Origin of the sequence: Arthrobacter sp. EPSL27, assembly GCF_001512305.1 — a bacterium.
Taxonomy (GTDB): Bacteria; Actinomycetota; Actinomycetes; order Actinomycetales; family Micrococcaceae; genus Arthrobacter.
Genome location: NZ_LNUT01000001.1, coordinates 1 through 16,120, shown reverse-complemented (window position 1 = coordinate 16,120; position 16,120 = coordinate 1). Strand labels below are relative to the sequence as shown.

Genomic DNA, 16,120 nt, shown 5'->3' with positions numbered 1-16,120 from the left:
GCGGCTGTTGCACGGGAATTGGGGCGGTCACGGCTGTCAGCCGCCGCGGGAGGCGTGGCTCGTGGCCAGACCGGGGAGCTTGTGCCCCCAGCGGGGGCCGCCGTCCAGGTCCCGCTCGTGGTGCGGGGCCGGGCGCTGCTGTGCTTCATCGACGGCTGCAGGTGCCATGCCGAACGCCTGCCTGACCGCCCGTTCGGCATCGGCCAGCCGCTCGTCGCTGGTGATGGCTGCGACGCAGGTCTCTGAAATTTCCACCAGGTCCAGGCCGATCCCGGCCTCGTACAGCGTCTTCAGGAACGTGCAGAAAACTTCCGGCGAGGACCGCATGCCGACGCCGGTGACGGACACCTTGCCCACCTGGCCGCCGTGCCGCAGGCTCTGGAAGCCGATGGTTTGCTGTGCGTCGCCCAGCACGGCGAGCGCCGGGGGCGCCTGCGTGGCCGGGACAATGAGGGCGACGTCGTACCGGGACGATCCTTTGCCGGCAGCGTTCTGGACGATGGTCTGGACGCTCACCCCCGAATGGGAGAGCACCTGGAACATGCGGGCGATGCTGTCGGGCCGGTCGGGAACACCGATCACAGTGACTTTCGCGGCCGAGTTGACGCCTGCCACGCCCGTGACCACGGGCTGCTCCCGGACAGGCTTGCGGAAGGGGTGGCGGTCAAGGCCGGGCAGGATCAGCGTCCCCAGGTCCGGCACGAACGAGGACCGGACATGGATCGGGATGCCGAACCGCCGGGCATATTCCACGCAGCGCAGGTGCAGGACCTTGCATCCGGACGCCGCGAACTCCAGCATGACCTCGCTGGAGAGCACACCCACTTTGCGTGCCTTGGGGACAATGCGCGGGTCCGCGGTATAGACACCGTCGACGTCGGTATAGATCTCGCAGATGCCCGCCCCGAGTGCCGCCGCGAGCGCCACGGCGGTGAGGTCGGAGCCGCCCCGCCCGAGGGTGGTGACCTTCTTGCCCTTTTTCGTCCTCCCCTGGAACCCCGCGACAATGGGGACTTCGCCGCGGGCCAGCGCGGCGCGGATGCGGTCCGGCCGGACGTCGGTGATCTGCGCCTTGCCGTGCACGTCGTCGGTAATGAGGCCCGCCATGCTGCCTGTGAAGGTGACCGGTGCCTGGTTCCGGTCCGACAGGGCGATGGCCAGGAGCGCCGAGGACACCAGCTCGCCTGTGCTCAGGAGGGCATCGAGGTCGCTGGGTCGCGGCCGGGTCGAAACGGCCGCGGCCAGGTCGCAGAGCTCGTCGGTGGTGTCTCCCATGGCAGATACCACCGCCACCACCTGGAACCCGTTTTCGCGGGTGGTGGCGATACGTTCGGCTGCACGCAGGATGCCGGAGGGGTCCGCGAGGGACGATCCTCCGAACTTCTGCACGATGACGCTCCCCTGGGCCATCACCCTGCCCCACTCGTCTAGCACGACGGGCTCCCCCGCTGCGCGGCCGGCGGTTCCGGCGGTCTGCCCGGAGATCCAGGCGCCGTCCCGGGCCGGGCGAGAGCCCGCAAAGCTGCGGCTGACGCTGTACCGGATCCATCCTGATGGGCCACTGTTGCCTGTTGGGTGCTCATTTGCCGTACCTCAATACCTGATCGGTCACGTGTCGCCGGATGTCTCCCTTTGCGCCGGCCCCTAGGCGATGGACTTCTCCGCGATCTTCCCGCCGGTGACGGACTCGGCGGCGTCAGCCAATATGTCGAGGCCCCTCTGCAGTTCCCCCGCCTCGATGGTCAGCGGTGGCATGGTCTTGACGACCTCGCCGTCGGGCCCGGAGGTCTCGACCAGCAGGCCGCGCTCGAACGATTCAGCGGCGATCCTGCCGGCCATCTCGTGGTCGGGGTAGTAGATACCCGTCAGCAGGCCCCGGCCGCGGACGCGGGCACCCTCGGTCCGCGCTGCGATCTGGGCCAGGCCGTCGTGCAGCTGGGACGCAAGCCCCGCGACCTGCGATTCAAAGCTGCGGTCCTGCCAGTAGTGCTCCAGGGCGGCAGTACCGGTCACGAAGGCGGGATTGTGGCCGCGGAAGGTCCCGTTGTGCTCACCGGGCTTCCAGATATCCAGTTCGGGTTTGAAGAGCGTCAGGGACAACGGCAGGCCGAATCCGGAAATGGACTTGGACAGGCAGACGATATCGGGGGTGATCCCGGCTTCCTCGAAACTGAAGAACGTGCCGGTGCGTCCGCAGCCTGCCTGGACGTCATCCACGATCAGCAGGATCCCGTGCTGGCGGCAGAGGTCGGCGAGGCCCTGGAGCCAGGATGCGCGGGCGGCCCTGAGCCCGCCCTCGCCCTGGACCGTTTCCACAATGACCGCGGCGGGCCGGTCCACTCCCGAACCGCTGTCCTCCAAGGCGTGGCGGAGCCAGAGGAAATCCGGCGTCTGTCCGTCGAAGAAGCCGTCGTAGGGAATGCTGGAGGTGTTGGTCAGCGGAACTCCGGCGCCCTGCCGTTTCATGGAATTGCCCGTCACGGCGAGTGAGCCGAGGGTCATGCCGTGGAATGCATTCGTAAAGCCGAGGACGTGGGTCCTGCCGGTGACTTTCCGTGCCAGCTTCAGGGCGGCTTCCACCGAGTTGGTCCCCGTCGGACCCGGGAACATGACTTTATAGTCAAGCCTGCGGGGCTTCAGGATCAGCTCGGAGAATGTTTCCAGGAAACGCCGTTTGGCGGTTGTTTTCATATCCAGGGAATGGACGATCGCACCGGAGAGAAGGTATTCCACGAGCGGCCGCAGAAGATCCGGATTGTTGTGTCCGTAGTTCAGCGCCCCGGCCCCGGAGAAGAAATCCAGATAGTCTTTGCCGTCCTCGCTGTAAAGCGTGCTGCCGGCCGCGCGGTCAAAAACGGTATCCCAGCTGCGGCAGTAGGTGCGGACCTCTGACTCCAGGGTTTCAAAAATATCCATCAGTAGCTTTCCTTCGTTCTATTCCCCGGCCCAGTAACGGCTCAGACATCCGGAAAACGGCCACTGCATGCGAATTACCTCGTTGTAAAGCGCCTCAAAAGAGTGACCGGTGATAACTCCAAACTATGGAAGGCCGGTATCCAACGGATCCGTAGGCCGTACTCGAAATCTCGGCGCGTATCCGGCAGGCTCTACTTAGCTGTACTTACAAAAGTGCTTGTCAGGGTCAAGTAGTCCATGAACCGGGAACTGCGGGCGCTGTCCGGCCCGGCAGCGCCGGTCAGTTTCCGGGAGCCAGTGCGTACGAGGCGGTGGCGTAGGCCAGGGCGGCGGACATTTCCACCAACAGCCCGGAGTCGATGTTGCCGATGGTGTCGCAGGCCTTGTGGTAGCAGGGATCCAGGACCTTGCCGCTGGTCCCGCCGAAGGACTGCACCTGGGCCTTGGTCTTCTTTTCGACGTCGCCGCTGAACAGCCCCCCGACGGGAATGCCGGCCTGCAGGAACGGCTCGTAGTCGGATCCGCCGTCAAAGACCGTGGCCTCCGCGGCCAGCGAGTTCTCCTCGAAGAACCGGAAGAACAGTTGCTCGATGGCCTTCGAACCCGACGGGCCGGCATCGCCGAAGTCCGAGCCGTCGCCGTCGTGGATGGACCGCACACCGTTCGGTGAGGCGAGCATGTCGACATTCAGGTTCGCCGCGGTGCGGTTCTTCTCGGCTTTGCTGAGCTCGTCGACGTAGTGCTGGGAGCCGTAGAGCCCGTCCTCCTCGCCGCCCCAGAACGCAAACACCACCCGGTTGGCCGGGGTGATCCCGTTTTCCTTCATCCATTTGGCCGTCTCGAGGATGGCCGCGACGCCGCTGGCGTTGTCGTTGATGCCCGGGCCCTTACGGACCGAATCCAGGTGGCCGCCCACCACCACCGTGCGGGCGGCGGTGCCGCCGGTCTCGGCGAGGATGTTGAAGCTCTCCACCCTTTTCCCGTTCTTGCCTTCGGCCCGGAACGTAAACGCCTGCCGGACCGGCGTGTACCCGGCCGCGCGCAGCTGCTCCTCAACGTAACGGCCGGACTCCTCATACCCGGAAGTCCCGGAGGCGCGGGTGCCGTCATTGTCGTCGGCGATCTGCTGCAGCGCCTCAAGATGGCCCACCAGGTTCCGGGTCTTGAAGGATTCCAGCACCGCCCGGGCGTCCACGCCGGAGGCCGGTTCGAGGCGGGAGGCGGTGCATCCGGACACCAGGAAACACAGGACCAGCAAGAGTGCGGCGGCGATCCGTCCGTGCCTTTTCATCATGTGGGTATCCCTCCAGGGTTCGAAGATAACGTCCGCGCCGGGGAAGGGAAAGGGCGTGGACCCGACCGACGGCAACCGGCAGATGCTTCGCGGGAGGCGCATTCGGGGCGGGAATAACCGGACACGGCGCACGTTATACAGGGCGATAGATGCAAATGCATGTAAATCGGCTATAGTAGAAACGGCACCCGGAAGTCTCCGGCCACGGAAAGGCACACCATGCAGATCGGCGTATTCAGCGTCAGCGACATCACCACGGACCCCACCACGGGCCGCACCCCCACCGAACACGAGCGGATCAAGGCGTCCGTGGCGATCGCCAAAAAAGTCGAAGAGATCGGCATGGACGTCTACGCCCTCGGCGAGCACCACAACCGCCCGTTCTTCTCCTCCTCCCCCACCACCACCCTGGCGTACATCGCGGCCCAGACCGAGCGCATCATCCTGTCCACGGCCACCACGCTGATCACCACCAACGATCCGGTGAAGATCGCCGAGGACTTCGCGATGCTCCAGCACCTGGCCGACGGCCGCGTGGACCTGGTGCTGGGCCGCGGCAACACCGCCCCCGTGTACCCCTGGTTCGGCAAGAACATCCAGGACGGGATCGAGCTCGCGATCGAGAACTACTCCCTGCTGCGCCGCCTCTGGGACGAGGACACCGTCAACTGGTCCGGCAAGCACCGCACGCCGCTGCAGAACTTCACGTCCACCCCGCGCCCGCTCGACGGCGTCGCCCCCTTTGTGTGGCACGGTTCCATCCGCACCCCGCAGATCGCGGAAGTGGCCGCCTACTACGGTGACGGGTTCTTCGCGAACAACATCTTCTGGCCCAAGGAGCACTACCAGCAGCTGATCGGCCTCTACCGCGAACGCTACGAGCACTATGGCCACGGCGCGGCGGACCAGGCCATCGTGGGCCTCGGCGGCCAGTTCTTCATGCGGAAGAACTCGCAGGACGCCGTGAAGGAGTTCCGCCCGTACTTCGACAACGCCCCCGTCTATGGCCACGGCCCGTCGCTGGAGGATTTCACCGCGCAGACCCCGCTCACGGTGGGCAGCCCGCAGGAAGTCATCGAAAAGACCCTGACGTTCCGGGAGTACTTCGGCGACTACCAGCGCCAGCTGTTCCTGATCGACCACGCGGGACTTCCGCTGAAGACCGTGCTGGAGCAGCTGGACCTGTTCGGCGAAGAGGTGCTGCCCGTCCTGCGCAAGGAATACGCCGAGAAGACTCCGGCCCACATCCCCGAGCCGCCCACCCACGCCGGCCGCGTCGCGGCGTCGGTCGCCGCAGCAGGGCAGTCTGCCGGCCAGCCCGCCAGCCCCACCGGCCTTAAGGGGGCGTGATGTCCGCCCGGACCGAATCGCCGGTGCGCCTGGCCGCGGAGGCCTGGGAGTCCCTGTTCCGTGCCCAGGTGGCGGTGATGCGCCGCCTGGGCGCGGGCCCGGCGTTCAAAAACCTCGCCGTCAACGAATACGACGTGCTGTTTACTCTCTCCCGCTGCCCGTCCGGCTGGCTCCGCCAGAACGAACTCAACGACAACGTGCTGCTCAGCCAGTCCAGCCTGAGCCGGCTTGTGGAACGGCTTGAAAAGCGCGGCCTCGTGGAGCGGATGCCGGCGCCCGACGACGGCCGCGGCGTCCTGGTCCGGCTCACCGAAGCCGGCCGGGAGCTGCAGAAGGACATCGGCCGGGAGCATGTCCGCGACATTGCGGCCTTGGTGGGACCGGCACTGACGGCCGCCGAGCAGCAGGAGCTGTTGCGCCTGACGGAAAAGCTGCGCGCCTCCGTGGCGTCCCGCTGAGGCGCGCAGCCGCCGTCTAAGGCGCGCAGCCGCCGTCGCGGTCGCCCTCAGGGGGGCCGGACGCCGCGCGGCGGGAGTTCCCTAACGGATGGTGACGAGCTTCGCCGGGTCCTCGTCCGGCAGGTCGCCGTCGACGACGGCGGAGACCTGCAGCTGGGTCAGCGACAGGCTGCCGCCCACCGTCGACAGGAAGGCCGTGTCCGAGGAGTCCCGGCCCGCCGTGATGCGCAGCATGGCCTCCCGCGGCGCCAGGCCGGTGGGATCGATGACGTGCCAAGCGCCGTTGAGGTGCGCCTCCGCCACGGCGTGGAAGTCCATCGGGCTCAGGCCAGGGGCGTACACAGCGGCCAGCCGTGCCGGGACGTTCTTGGCGCGCAGCAGGGAGATGGCCAGATGGGCAAAGTCGCGGCAGACCCCGCGCCGGTGCAGCAGCGTCTCGACGGCGCCGTCGGTCCCGCGTGAGGATCCGCTGATGTAGCGCAGTTCGCTGAAGACCCAGCTGCGCACGGCGTTCACCAGCTCTCCGCCCTGCAGGCCGCCGAACTCCGCGTAGGCGGTGGGCAGCAGCCGGTCCGACTCGGCGTAGCGGCTGGGCCGGACATAGCGGATGAGTTCCATCAGCCCGGGTTCCTCGGGCGCCGCGAACCCGGAGACCTCGGCCGAATACTCCACCAGCACTTCGGTGGGATCGGCGAATTCCATGTAGTGGAAGCGCCCGCCGTGGTGGTCGGAGAGCTCGGTCAGCGGCACGTCCTCGCCGCCTGACGTTACCGACAGGGACTCCACGAAGCTGCTGTAGCCGGGATTGCGTGCCACGGACACCGCCAGGGCGACCTTGGTGTCGGCCACTGTTTTGAAGGCCAGGCGGGCGGCTACAGAGCGGTGCATGTATCTCCGGGGGTGTGGGTGTACGGCGGGTGGTGCCGGCATCGCCGCCCCGGGATGGTGGGGCGGGGCGTTACTGGCCTTTGATCTCCAGAGACATTAGCATCCGCTGGACGTTGGCAAATTCCGGGCTCTCGTTGACGTAGGCGGCCGCCTCCGCGAGGGTGTCAAAGGCCTTGGCCGGCGCGACTTTCTGGTCCGTGGCGAACGCCCTCAGCTCGGTCAGGTCGCCGAAAGCGTAGTCCCCTGTGCCGTCGGGTCCCCGCACCAGGTTCTGCAGCGCGCAGGACATTCCGTCCGTGCCGCCCACCACGTTGGTGATGCCATAGGAGCCGAAGAACTTGTACCCCTGGATGACCCGGAAGACCACCCTGGGCTCGATGGTGCCCTCGCCGCCGCGGTGCGGCAGTTCCACCGGGACACTGCTGACCACCACGTAGGGTTTCGCGGCGTCCTCGGCGCAGGCCGCGGCAGGCCGGGGCTGCAGCCCCGTCTGCAGGGTGGCGAGGTAGCCGCCGTCGGCGTCCTTGACCTCGATCTTGAGCGCGCCGGGCAGGGTCCCCTCCCCCGGTGCCACCGACTGTGCAATCCATTCCTGCGGGAGTTCGAAGCTGACCGTCTTGGCCGGGTCCGAATAGACCTTCCAGCCCGACGCCGTCGGGCCGGGGTCCGCGGTGCCGGCAGTGGGACCGGGTGCGGCGGAACCCGCGGTGCCGGTGGGTGCCGGCGCGGTTGTTCCTGCCGATGATTCCGTTGCCCCGGGGCTGCCGCCCGCCGTCCAGGCCGGGGTGCCGGTGCCGCCGCTGCTGCAGCCGGCCAGCGCGCCGGCCAGTGCGGCGGCGAGCGCCAGGGCAGCGGCGGCGCGGAGGCCGCGGGCCGAAGCCGGCCGGAAGGAGTCCGTCCCTGTCATGGTGCCAGCGTAGCGAAATTCGCCGCGGGGAAAGCGGGATACGCTGGGGACATGGCGGATCAGGATTTTGGCTCCACGGATTTCCGGGCCCAGGACAGCGTGGCGGACATCTCCGCCGTCGACATCGCGGACTGGCGGCTCCGGACCTTTGCGCTCTACGCCAACGTGCGGAAGATTGCGGCGGACGATCCGGCCGAGGCGCACGCCTACTGGCGCCAGGAGCGCGACCGCATGTTCGGCACGCACCCCGCATCGCCGCTAACGGCGGAGGCCAAGTCCGGCTTCGGCGGGCTGAAGACCGCGGACTACGATCCCATCTACCGCTTCCACATCCCCCTGACGGGCGAAGGCGCGGGGCGTGAGATGAACGTCGAGACCGGGACCGACGGGCTGGTGCGGTTCGTCCGGCTGGGCACCTTCGACCTGCCCGAGATGGGTCAGCTTGCCGTGTGGAAGCTCCACGGCTACGGCGGCGGGATCTTTGTGCCGTTCCGGGATGCCACGGCCGGGCAGCCGGGCGGCAGCTACGGCGCGGGCCGCTACCTGCTGGACACTATCAAGGGCGCCTATCACGGCGTCACCGGCACCCGGGAGGAGTTCGTGGTGGACTTCAACTTCGCCTACAACCCGTCCTGCGCCTACAACGAAGCGTGGGCATGCCCCCTCGCGGGCCCGTCCAACCGCCTTGCCGTGGAGATCCCTGCCGGCGAGCTGTACTGAACGGATGGATGCCCAGCTCGAGCAGACCTCCGCTGCGCCTGCGCGGGTTCCGGCCCGCCGCCGGCACCGCGGCGTCCTGCGCTACCCGCTGGTCCGGCAGCTGCTGAGGTTCACCGCCGTCGGCGCCGTCTGCACGGCCACGTCGCTGGCGCTGTACGCGTTCCTCCGCCCGTATGTCGGCTCGCAGCCAGCCAACGCGACCGCCCTGGTGCTGACCTCGCTGATGAATACCGCGCTGAACCGGCGGTTGACCTTCAAAATCACTGAACGCCACCGGATGAAGCGCGACCACCTCAACGGGCTGATCGTGATCCTGGTGGCGCTCCTGATTACCGGCGGCAGCCTGGGCGTGCTGCACTGGATCAACCCCGCCGCCACCGTGGCCGACGAGCTGTGGACCACCACACTCTCCGGCTTCGCTGCCACGGCCGTGCGCTTCACCCTGCTGCGGCACTGGATCTTCCGGCGGGCCCGGCACCGCTGACCAGCGGTTGACCTATCAGATAACGTCCCTCTGAGCACTTGGGAGCAGGTGTTGAGTCTCATGACTTAATGGACATTTCTGTCTCAAGACATCGTGGACAGTGTGTCTCAGGACATCGTGGACACTCTTGCCGGTTTTGCTCGGATCATGAGCAAAATGCACCCCGATATCAAGATCCGGCACTTGGTGGCGACATGGCCTGACCACGCCGAGAGGGGTGCGGTTACACAGTTCTGTCGCCGCCATAAGGTGTCCCGGGACACCTTATGGCGGCGACAGAACTGTGTAACCGCACCCCTCTCGGCGTGGTCAGGCCATGTCGCCACCAAGTGCCGGATCTTGATATCGGGGTGCATTTTGCTCATGATCCGAGCAAAACCGGCCAGAGTGTCCACGATGTCCTGAGACACACTGTCCACGATGTCTTGAGACAGAAATGTCCATTAAGTCATGAGACTCAACAGGGGCCATCCGGGCGTTTTGGGGCCCAAAAGTGATAGGGCAACGCCGGGCGGACGTGCCTGCCGGGCTTGTCTGGAATACCGGACAGCACCCGGCTGCGGGCCCTGTTTCCGCCGCCCCGGACAGGCTTTAGTTGATACAGAACCCCATCCCCGCCGATCCGCCGTTCCGAACCACCACGACACAAAGGAGCCCCCATGGCACCCGCCGATTTCACCACCGGTGCCCGCCCGGTCAAAGCAGCCCGCGGCACCAAGCTCACCGCCAAGAGCTGGCAGACGGAAGCCCCGCTGCGCATGCTCATGAACAACCTGGACCCGGAGGTCGCCGAGCGCCCGGATGACCTGGTGGTCTACGGCGGCACCGGGCGCGCCGTCCGGTCCTGGGCCGCGTTCGATGCGATCACCCGCACCCTGGAAACCATGGACAAGGACGAGACCCTCCTGGTCCAGTCCGGCAAGCCGGTGGGCGTGTTCCGCACCAACGAATGGGCCCCGCGGGTGCTGCTGGCCAACTCCAACCTCGTAGGCGACTGGGCCACCTGGCCCGAGTTCCGCCGGCTGGAGGCCGAGGGCCTGATGATGTACGGCCAGATGACCGCCGGGTCGTGGATCTACATCGGCACCCAGGGCATCCTGCAGGGCACGTTCGAGACCTTCGCCGCGATCGCCCGGAAGCTCACCGGCGACGAGAACGGCACCCTCGCCGGCACCCTGACCCTCACCGGCGGCTGCGGCGGCATGGGCGGCGCGCAGCCGCTCGCCGTCACCCTGAACGACGGCGCCTGCCTGATTGTCGACGTCGACGAGACCCGCCTGCGCCGCCGCGCCGGCAAGCGCTACCTCGACGAGGTTGAGACGGACCTCGACGCCGCGATCGCCAAGGTCCTGGCGGCCAAGGCAGAGCGCCGCGGCTGGTCCGTGGGCTACGTCGGCAACGCCGCGGAGGTCTTCCCCGAGATCCTGCGCCGCCACAACGCCGGCGAGCTCACCGTGGACATCGTCACCGACCAGACGTCCGCGCACGATCCGCTGAGCTACCTGCCCGAGGGCATCACGGTCGAGGAATGGCACCGCGAGGCCGCCGCCGACCCGGACGGTTTCACCAAAAAGGCCCAGGCCTCGATGGCCCGGCACGTCCAGGCCATGGTCGAGTTCCAGGACGCCGGCGCCGAGGTCTTCGACTACGGCAACTCCATCCGCGACGAGGCCCGCAAGGGCGGCTATGCCCGGGCCTTCGAGTTCCCCGGTTTCGTCCCGGCCTACATCCGCCCGCTCTTCTGCGAGGGCCTCGGCCCGTTCCGCTGGGTTGCCCTCTCCGGCGACCCCGAGGACATCCGCGTCACCGACGAGGCCATCAAGGAGCTCTTCCCGGAGAACAAGCACCTGCACCGCTGGATCGATGCCGCGCAGGAACGGGTCGAGTTCGAAGGCCTGCCCGCCCGCATCTGCTGGCTGGGCTACGGCGAACGAGCCAAGGCCGGGCTGCTGTTCAACCGGCTCGTCAAGGAGGGCAAGGTCAAAGCGCCCATCGTGATCGGCCGCGACCACCTCGACTCCGGCTCCGTCGCGTCCCCCTACCGGGAAACCGAGGCCATGGCCGACGGCTCGGACGCAATCGCCGACTGGCCGCTGCTCAACGCCCTGCTCAACACCGCCTCAGGCGCCACGTGGGTCTCCCTCCACCACGGCGGCGGCGTCGGGATCGGCCGCTCCCTCCACGCCGGCCAGGTCTCGGTCGCGGACGGCACCGACCTCGCGGCGCAGAAACTCGAGCGCCTCCTCACCAACGACCCCGGCATGGGCGTCATCCGCCACGCCGACGCCGGCTACGACCGCGCCCTCGAGGTCGCCAAGGAACGCGGCGTCCGCATCCCCATGACGGAATCCCGCTAACCCAGCCCCCACCCCCGTCGATTGCTCCGCAACCGCCGTTTTGAGCCTTGAAAAGGGCCGCTACGGAGCAATCGACGGGGGAGCCCGGCTCAAACCTCAGATTTAGGAAGATCGCAATGACCATCCCCACAACCTCCCTAACCTCGCAAGCTCGGCCAGGGAACCCCGGCCGCGTGGCCCCAACCCATGAACCGCTCACCGTCACCCTCGGCTCCAGCGGCGTCACCCCCGAGGACGTCGTCGCCGTCGCCCGCCACGACGCCCGGGTGACCATCGCCCAGGACGCCCTCGACACCGTCGCCAAGGTCCGCGCCCACATTGACGGACTGGCCCACAGCGAGACCCCCGCGTACGGCATCTCCACCGGGTTCGGCGCCCTGGCCAACCGGCACATCCCCACGGAGCTGCGCACCCAGCTGCAGAAGTCCCTGATCCGCAGCCACGCCGCCGGCATGGGCCCGGCCGTGGAACGCGAGGTGGTCCGCGGCATCATGTTCCTGCGCGCCAAGACCCTCGCCTCCGGCCGCACCGGCGTCCGCCCTGTGGTCCTGCAGACCATGGTGGACGTCCTCAACGCCGGCATCACCCCGGTGGTCCGCGAATTCGGCTCCCTCGGCTGCTCCGGCGACCTCGCCCCGCTGTCGCACTGCGCCGTTGTCCTCATGGGCGAAGGCGAAGCTACCGGCCCCGACGGCGAACTGTACGGCGCCGCCGGAACACGCCCCGTCGCGGAGCTCCTCGCCGCCCACGGAATCGAACCCGTCACCCTCGCCGAAAAGGAGGGCCTGGCGCTGGTCAACGGCACCGAGGGCATGCTGGGCATGCTGCTGATGGCCATCGCGGACATCCGCCAGCTGCTCACGACGGCGGACATCACCGCCGCGCTCAGCGTCGAGGCGCTGCTGGGCACCGACCAGGTGTTCCTGCCCGAGCTGCACGCGGCACTCCGCCCGCACCCGGGCCAGGCCGCTTCCGCCGACAACATGCTCCGGGTCCTGTCCGATTCCCCGATCGTGGCCTCGCACCGGATCAACGACACCAAGGTCCAGGACGCCTACTCGCTGCGCTGCGCCCCGCAGGTGTCCGGCGCTGTCCGCGACACCGTGGACCACGCCGCCCTGGTGGCGTCCCGCGAACTGGCCGCCGCGATCGACAACCCCGTGGTCCTGCCCGACGGCCGGGTCAGCTCGAACGGCAACTTCCACGGCGCCCCCGTGGCCTACGTGCTGGACTTCCTGGCCATCGCCGTCGCCGACCTGAGCTCCATCGCGGAACGGCGGACCGACCGGATGCTGGACCCCGCCCGCTCGCACGGGCTGCCGGCCTTCCTCGCCGCGGACCCCGGCGTCGACTCCGGCCTGATGATCGCCCAGTACACCCAGGCCGGGCTGGTCTCGGACAACAAGCGGCTGGCCGTCCCGGCGTCGGTGGACTCGATTCCGAGTTCCGCGATGCAGGAGGACCACGTCTCCATGGGCTGGCACGCGGCCCGCAAGCTCCGCCGCGCCGTGGAGAACCTGCGCCGCGTCCTCGCGGTGGAGCTGGTGACCTCCGCGCGGGCACTCGACATCCGCACGCAGCTCTCCGGCGGGGAACTCACCCCGGGCCCCGCAGGCACGGCCGTGATCTCGGCGCTGCGCGACGTGGTGGAGGGTCCCGGCACAGACCGGTTCCTGTCCCCGGAGCTGGAGGCAGCGGACCGGCTCGTCGCATCAGGTGCCGTCCGGGCGGCGGCCGAATCCGCCGTCGGAAATCTCGCCTGAGGGAAAACAAAATGCAGTTCGGATAAACAATTTCCGGCGCCCCCGAAATAGTGGGCAACACGGCCTTCGGGGGCGCCGGAAGTGTAGTACAAATGGAACGTCGCACCAAAGACGTTGTGATACAGAACATATACAAAGGGGTAGAAGTTCATGAAAGCACGCGGGACAGTTATGTCCAGGCGCCTGGCCTCGGCCACGGCGGTTTCCGACTGGCGCAGCCTCAAGGCCGGCGACCGGGTGGAGATCCTCAAGCATGCACAGGTTTTGGCTGCCGGCGAGGTCGAGGAAGTCTCACTGAGCGGCAACGTGCTCTGGCTGGTGCCGGCAGCGCCGTCGGAGACGGAGCTCTTCCTGAAATCCGACGGCGTGGAAGTGCGCCGCAGCTAGCCCACACCGCGTTTCGAGCCGTCTGCGCGTATCTTTGGAGAGGGGGCGCCGTTCCAATGGAACGGCGCCCCCTTAGTTTCCCCTTCCCGGGCTTCCGGGCCCCGGCAGAAGGAATGCGCAGTGTTTGAGGCTCCCAGCATCATTTTCGCGGCGGCAGGCCTGGCGGTCTTCGCTGCCGCCCTTTTGCCCAGGCTGCTTCGCAGGGCCCCGCTGTCCATGCCGATGGTCTTCCTGGCGGCCGGCATGCTGGCGTTCACGTTTATCCCGGAACTGCCGGACCCGGACCCGCTGCAGTACGGGGAGTTCACCACCCACCTGACTGAAGTCTGCGTCATCATCTCTTTGATGGGCGCCGGCCTCGCGCTCGACCGACCCGTGGGCAGGCGCGCTTGGTCAACCACCTGGCGGATGCTGGGTGTGGCCATGCCGATCTGCATTGTCGCCCTTACCCTGCTGGGCCTCGGGATCCTGGGGCTCGGGCTCGGAGCCGCACTGCTGGTCGCGGCGGCGCTCGCGCCGACCGACCCCGTGCTGGCCTCTGAAGTCCAGGTGGGCGAGCCCGCCGACGATGAGGAAGAAACCGAGCGCGGCGAAGACGAAATCCGTTTCGGCCTCACCTCCGAAGCAGGCCTGAACGACGGGCTGGCCTTCCCGTTCGTCTATCTGGCCATCGCCATCAGCTTGGTGGGCACCGATCCCTCCGAGTGGTTCGTTTCCTGGTTCTTCACCGATGTCCTGTGGCGGATCGGCATGGGCGTACTGCTCGGCTGGCTGGCGGGGAAGGCACTGAGCCGGCTGTTCTTTTCGGCCCGTGACAGCATCCGGCTGTCCAGCCACTCCGAGGGCTTCGTAGCGCTGGCGGCGACATTCCTGGCCTACGGGGTGACGGAAATGCTGGAAGGCTATGGGTTTATCGCCGTCTTTGTCTGCGCCGTCACCATCCGCGCGGCGGAACGAACGCACGGGTTCCACCGCGTGATGCACTCCTATGTCGAGCAGCTGGAACGGCTCATGACGGTGGTCATCCTGGTGCTGCTGGGCGGTGCGATTGCCCGGGGCCTGCTTGCCGGCATCGGCTGGGCGGAGGTCCTGGTCGCCCTCATGTTCCTGCTGCTCGTCCGTCCGCTGGCCGGCTGGATCGGCCTGGCCAGAGGGAAAACCGGTCCGCGGGAACGGATCGCCATTGCCTTCTTCGGCATCCGCGGCATTGGGTCGCTCTACTACCTCGCGTACGCCCTCAGCAAGGGCGACTTCGGTGCCCAGGCCGAGGAACTGTGGGCGTTCATCGGCCTGGTGGTCGCGACCTCCATCGTGCTGCACGGGGCCACCACTGCTCCCGTCATGAACCGGCTGGACCGGCTCCGCGAACGCAAGGCCGTGCAACAGCACGGCGACGAGGGCAAGGCGCCGAAAACACCCATCTGACCTGGCCTCGGTGCCCCCGGCTACCCCAGCAGCGTGGTGATCAGCCGGGCCGCGACCCTGGCCGTCCGGCCGTCGATATCGAACTCCGGGTTCAGCTCGGCGATGTCCAGGTGCAGGAGCTTCCCGCTCTCAGCCACCTGGCGGCACACGGCGCTGATGACCGGCAGCGGCACGCCGTACGCGGCCGGGGCGCTGACGCCGGGCGCCACGGACGCCGGCAGGACGTCCAGGTCGATGGTCAGGTACAGCGCGTCAACCTGCGCCAGGAACGCGGCCACGAACACGCGCGCGGCTTCCGCCGAGCTGTCCTCGTCCAGCAGGTAGTCCACCCCCAGCTCGTCGGCGGTCCGGAACAGCGCCCGGGTGTTGTTCGGCTCGGAGATGCCGACGACGGCGTACTGCAGTTCCCTGCCCGCGGCGGCTTCCGCGCGGGCCATCTGCAGGAACGGCGTGCCGGAACTTGGCACCGCCTCGTCCCGGAGGTCGAAGTGGGCGTCCAGGTTCAGCACCCCCACGCGCAGGCCCTCGCGGACGGCGGCCGAACCGGCCACGCCCAGGTAGCTCGCGAACGCGGTCTCGTGGCCGCCGCCCAACACCACGGGCAGCTGGCCGGCGTCGAGCAGGCCGGTAATGGCGAGCCCGGCCCGCGCCTGCCCTGCCTCCAGGGCGTCGCCGGCCACGGTGACGTCACCGGCGTCGCGGACGTCCCGGTCCAGATGGAACGCGAGCGGGCCCATCGCGGCGCGGATCGCGGCGGGGGCTGCGGCGGCGCCGATGCGGCCCTTGTTGCGGCGCACCCCGGCGTCGCTGCCGAAGCCGAGAATCACGGCCGGGCGGGCGCCTGCCGGGCGGGCAGCGGATCCTGACGGGCCACGGGGCGGCGTGTACGGGGCGACGGCCTGCCACCAGCGCCGGTGCTCGGGGCCGTCGCCGTCGAACCGCCCGGTCCAGGGCTGCGGCGGGACATCAACGGAGGGTGCAGGAGAAACCATGGTCCTAGCTCACCCCAGCCGGGGCCGGAAAACCAGCAGCGCCGCCGTCGGGCTGTCCGAAATCCCGGAACCTGCGCTTAAACGCCGCCGAGTCCGCACTTCACAGCAATGTTTCCCGGAAACACTGCCGCGAAGTGCGAACTCGGCGGCGTTTAAGCGCAGGTTCCGGGATTTCGGAC

Annotated in this window: 14 protein-coding genes; 8 read left to right on the top strand and 6 right to left on the bottom strand. The window is 68.1% G+C overall.

Annotated features, from left to right (window positions below; translation table 11 throughout):
- Positions 1–36: 36 nt before the first annotated feature.
- The 3 genes from AR539_RS00070 to AR539_RS00060 form a co-directional block, all read right to left on the bottom strand.
- A complete protein-coding gene (locus tag AR539_RS00070; RefSeq protein WP_331457455.1) occupies positions 37–1,434 on the bottom strand; it encodes an aspartate kinase in 1,398 nt (465 codons plus the stop codon).
- A gap of 210 nt (positions 1,435–1,644) precedes the next feature.
- Positions 1,645–2,916: a diaminobutyrate--2-oxoglutarate transaminase gene (gene ectB / locus AR539_RS00065; RefSeq protein WP_066431022.1), complete on the bottom strand. Its 1,272-nt coding sequence runs from the start codon at positions 2,914–2,916 to the stop codon at positions 1,645–1,647.
- Between the two features lie 280 nt (positions 2,917–3,196).
- Entirely contained in the window at positions 3,197–4,210 is a 1,014-nt protein-coding gene (locus tag AR539_RS00060; protein ID WP_157360875.1) for a M20/M25/M40 family metallo-hydrolase, read from the bottom strand.
- Between the two features lie 219 nt (positions 4,211–4,429).
- On the opposite strand from AR539_RS00060, the gene AR539_RS00055 reads away from it, so the two are divergent.
- Positions 4,430–5,560, top strand: coding sequence for an LLM class flavin-dependent oxidoreductase (locus AR539_RS00055; RefSeq protein ID WP_066431021.1), 1,131 nt, complete (start codon positions 4,430–4,432; stop codon positions 5,558–5,560).
- Positions 5,560–6,018 (top strand): MarR family winged helix-turn-helix transcriptional regulator, encoded by a 459-nt coding sequence (locus AR539_RS00050; protein ID WP_066431018.1) that lies wholly within the window; start codon positions 5,560–5,562, stop codon positions 6,016–6,018. The genes AR539_RS00055 and AR539_RS00050 overlap by 1 nt, the downstream gene beginning before the upstream one ends.
- A gap of 81 nt (positions 6,019–6,099) precedes the next feature.
- Here the strand turns inward: AR539_RS00050 and AR539_RS00045 are convergent, their stop codons facing one another.
- Together AR539_RS00045 and AR539_RS00040 are read right to left on the bottom strand one after the other, a co-directional pair.
- Positions 6,100–6,906 carry a transglutaminase-like domain-containing protein gene (locus AR539_RS00045; RefSeq protein WP_066431011.1) on the bottom strand — a complete coding sequence of 269 codons (807 nt, stop codon included), beginning with the start codon at positions 6,904–6,906 and terminating at the stop codon, positions 6,100–6,102.
- A 70-nt stretch (positions 6,907–6,976) separates the two neighbouring features.
- A complete protein-coding gene (locus AR539_RS00040; RefSeq protein WP_066431008.1) occupies positions 6,977–7,813 on the bottom strand; it encodes a hypothetical protein in 837 nt (278 codons plus the stop codon).
- A gap of 51 nt (positions 7,814–7,864) precedes the next feature.
- Between AR539_RS00040 and AR539_RS00035 the strand changes: the two genes are divergently transcribed.
- The 6 genes from AR539_RS00035 (at position 7,865) to AR539_RS00010 (ending at position 14,949) form a co-directional block, all read left to right on the top strand.
- Positions 7,865–8,533: a DUF1684 domain-containing protein gene (locus AR539_RS00035; protein WP_066431004.1), complete on the top strand. Its 669-nt coding sequence runs from the start codon at positions 7,865–7,867 to the stop codon at positions 8,531–8,533.
- Positions 8,534–8,537: 4 nt separating this feature from the next.
- Positions 8,538–9,017: a GtrA family protein gene (locus tag AR539_RS00030; RefSeq protein WP_066431002.1), complete on the top strand. Its 480-nt coding sequence runs from the start codon at positions 8,538–8,540 to the stop codon at positions 9,015–9,017.
- Positions 9,018–9,676: 659 nt separating this feature from the next.
- On the top strand, positions 9,677–11,374 hold the full coding sequence (gene hutU, locus AR539_RS00025; protein ID WP_066430998.1) for a urocanate hydratase: 1,698 nt from the start codon (positions 9,677–9,679) through the stop codon (positions 11,372–11,374).
- Positions 11,375–11,490: 116 nt separating this feature from the next.
- Positions 11,491–13,137 carry a histidine ammonia-lyase gene (gene hutH / locus AR539_RS00020; protein WP_442854383.1) on the top strand — a complete coding sequence of 549 codons (1,647 nt, stop codon included), beginning with the start codon at positions 11,491–11,493 and terminating at the stop codon, positions 13,135–13,137.
- A 150-nt stretch (positions 13,138–13,287) separates the two neighbouring features.
- Positions 13,288–13,524 (top strand): hypothetical protein, encoded by a 237-nt coding sequence (locus AR539_RS00015; RefSeq protein ID WP_066430990.1) that lies wholly within the window; start codon positions 13,288–13,290, stop codon positions 13,522–13,524.
- 120 nt (positions 13,525–13,644) lie between these two features.
- On the top strand, positions 13,645–14,949 hold the full coding sequence (locus tag AR539_RS00010; RefSeq protein WP_066430987.1) for a cation:proton antiporter: 1,305 nt from the start codon (positions 13,645–13,647) through the stop codon (positions 14,947–14,949).
- A 20-nt stretch (positions 14,950–14,969) separates the two neighbouring features.
- Here AR539_RS00010 and hutG read toward each other — a convergent pair whose 3' ends face one another.
- Positions 14,970–15,941: a formimidoylglutamase gene (gene hutG, locus AR539_RS00005; RefSeq protein ID WP_066430982.1), complete on the bottom strand. Its 972-nt coding sequence runs from the start codon at positions 15,939–15,941 to the stop codon at positions 14,970–14,972.
- Positions 15,942–16,120 lie beyond the last annotated feature (179 nt).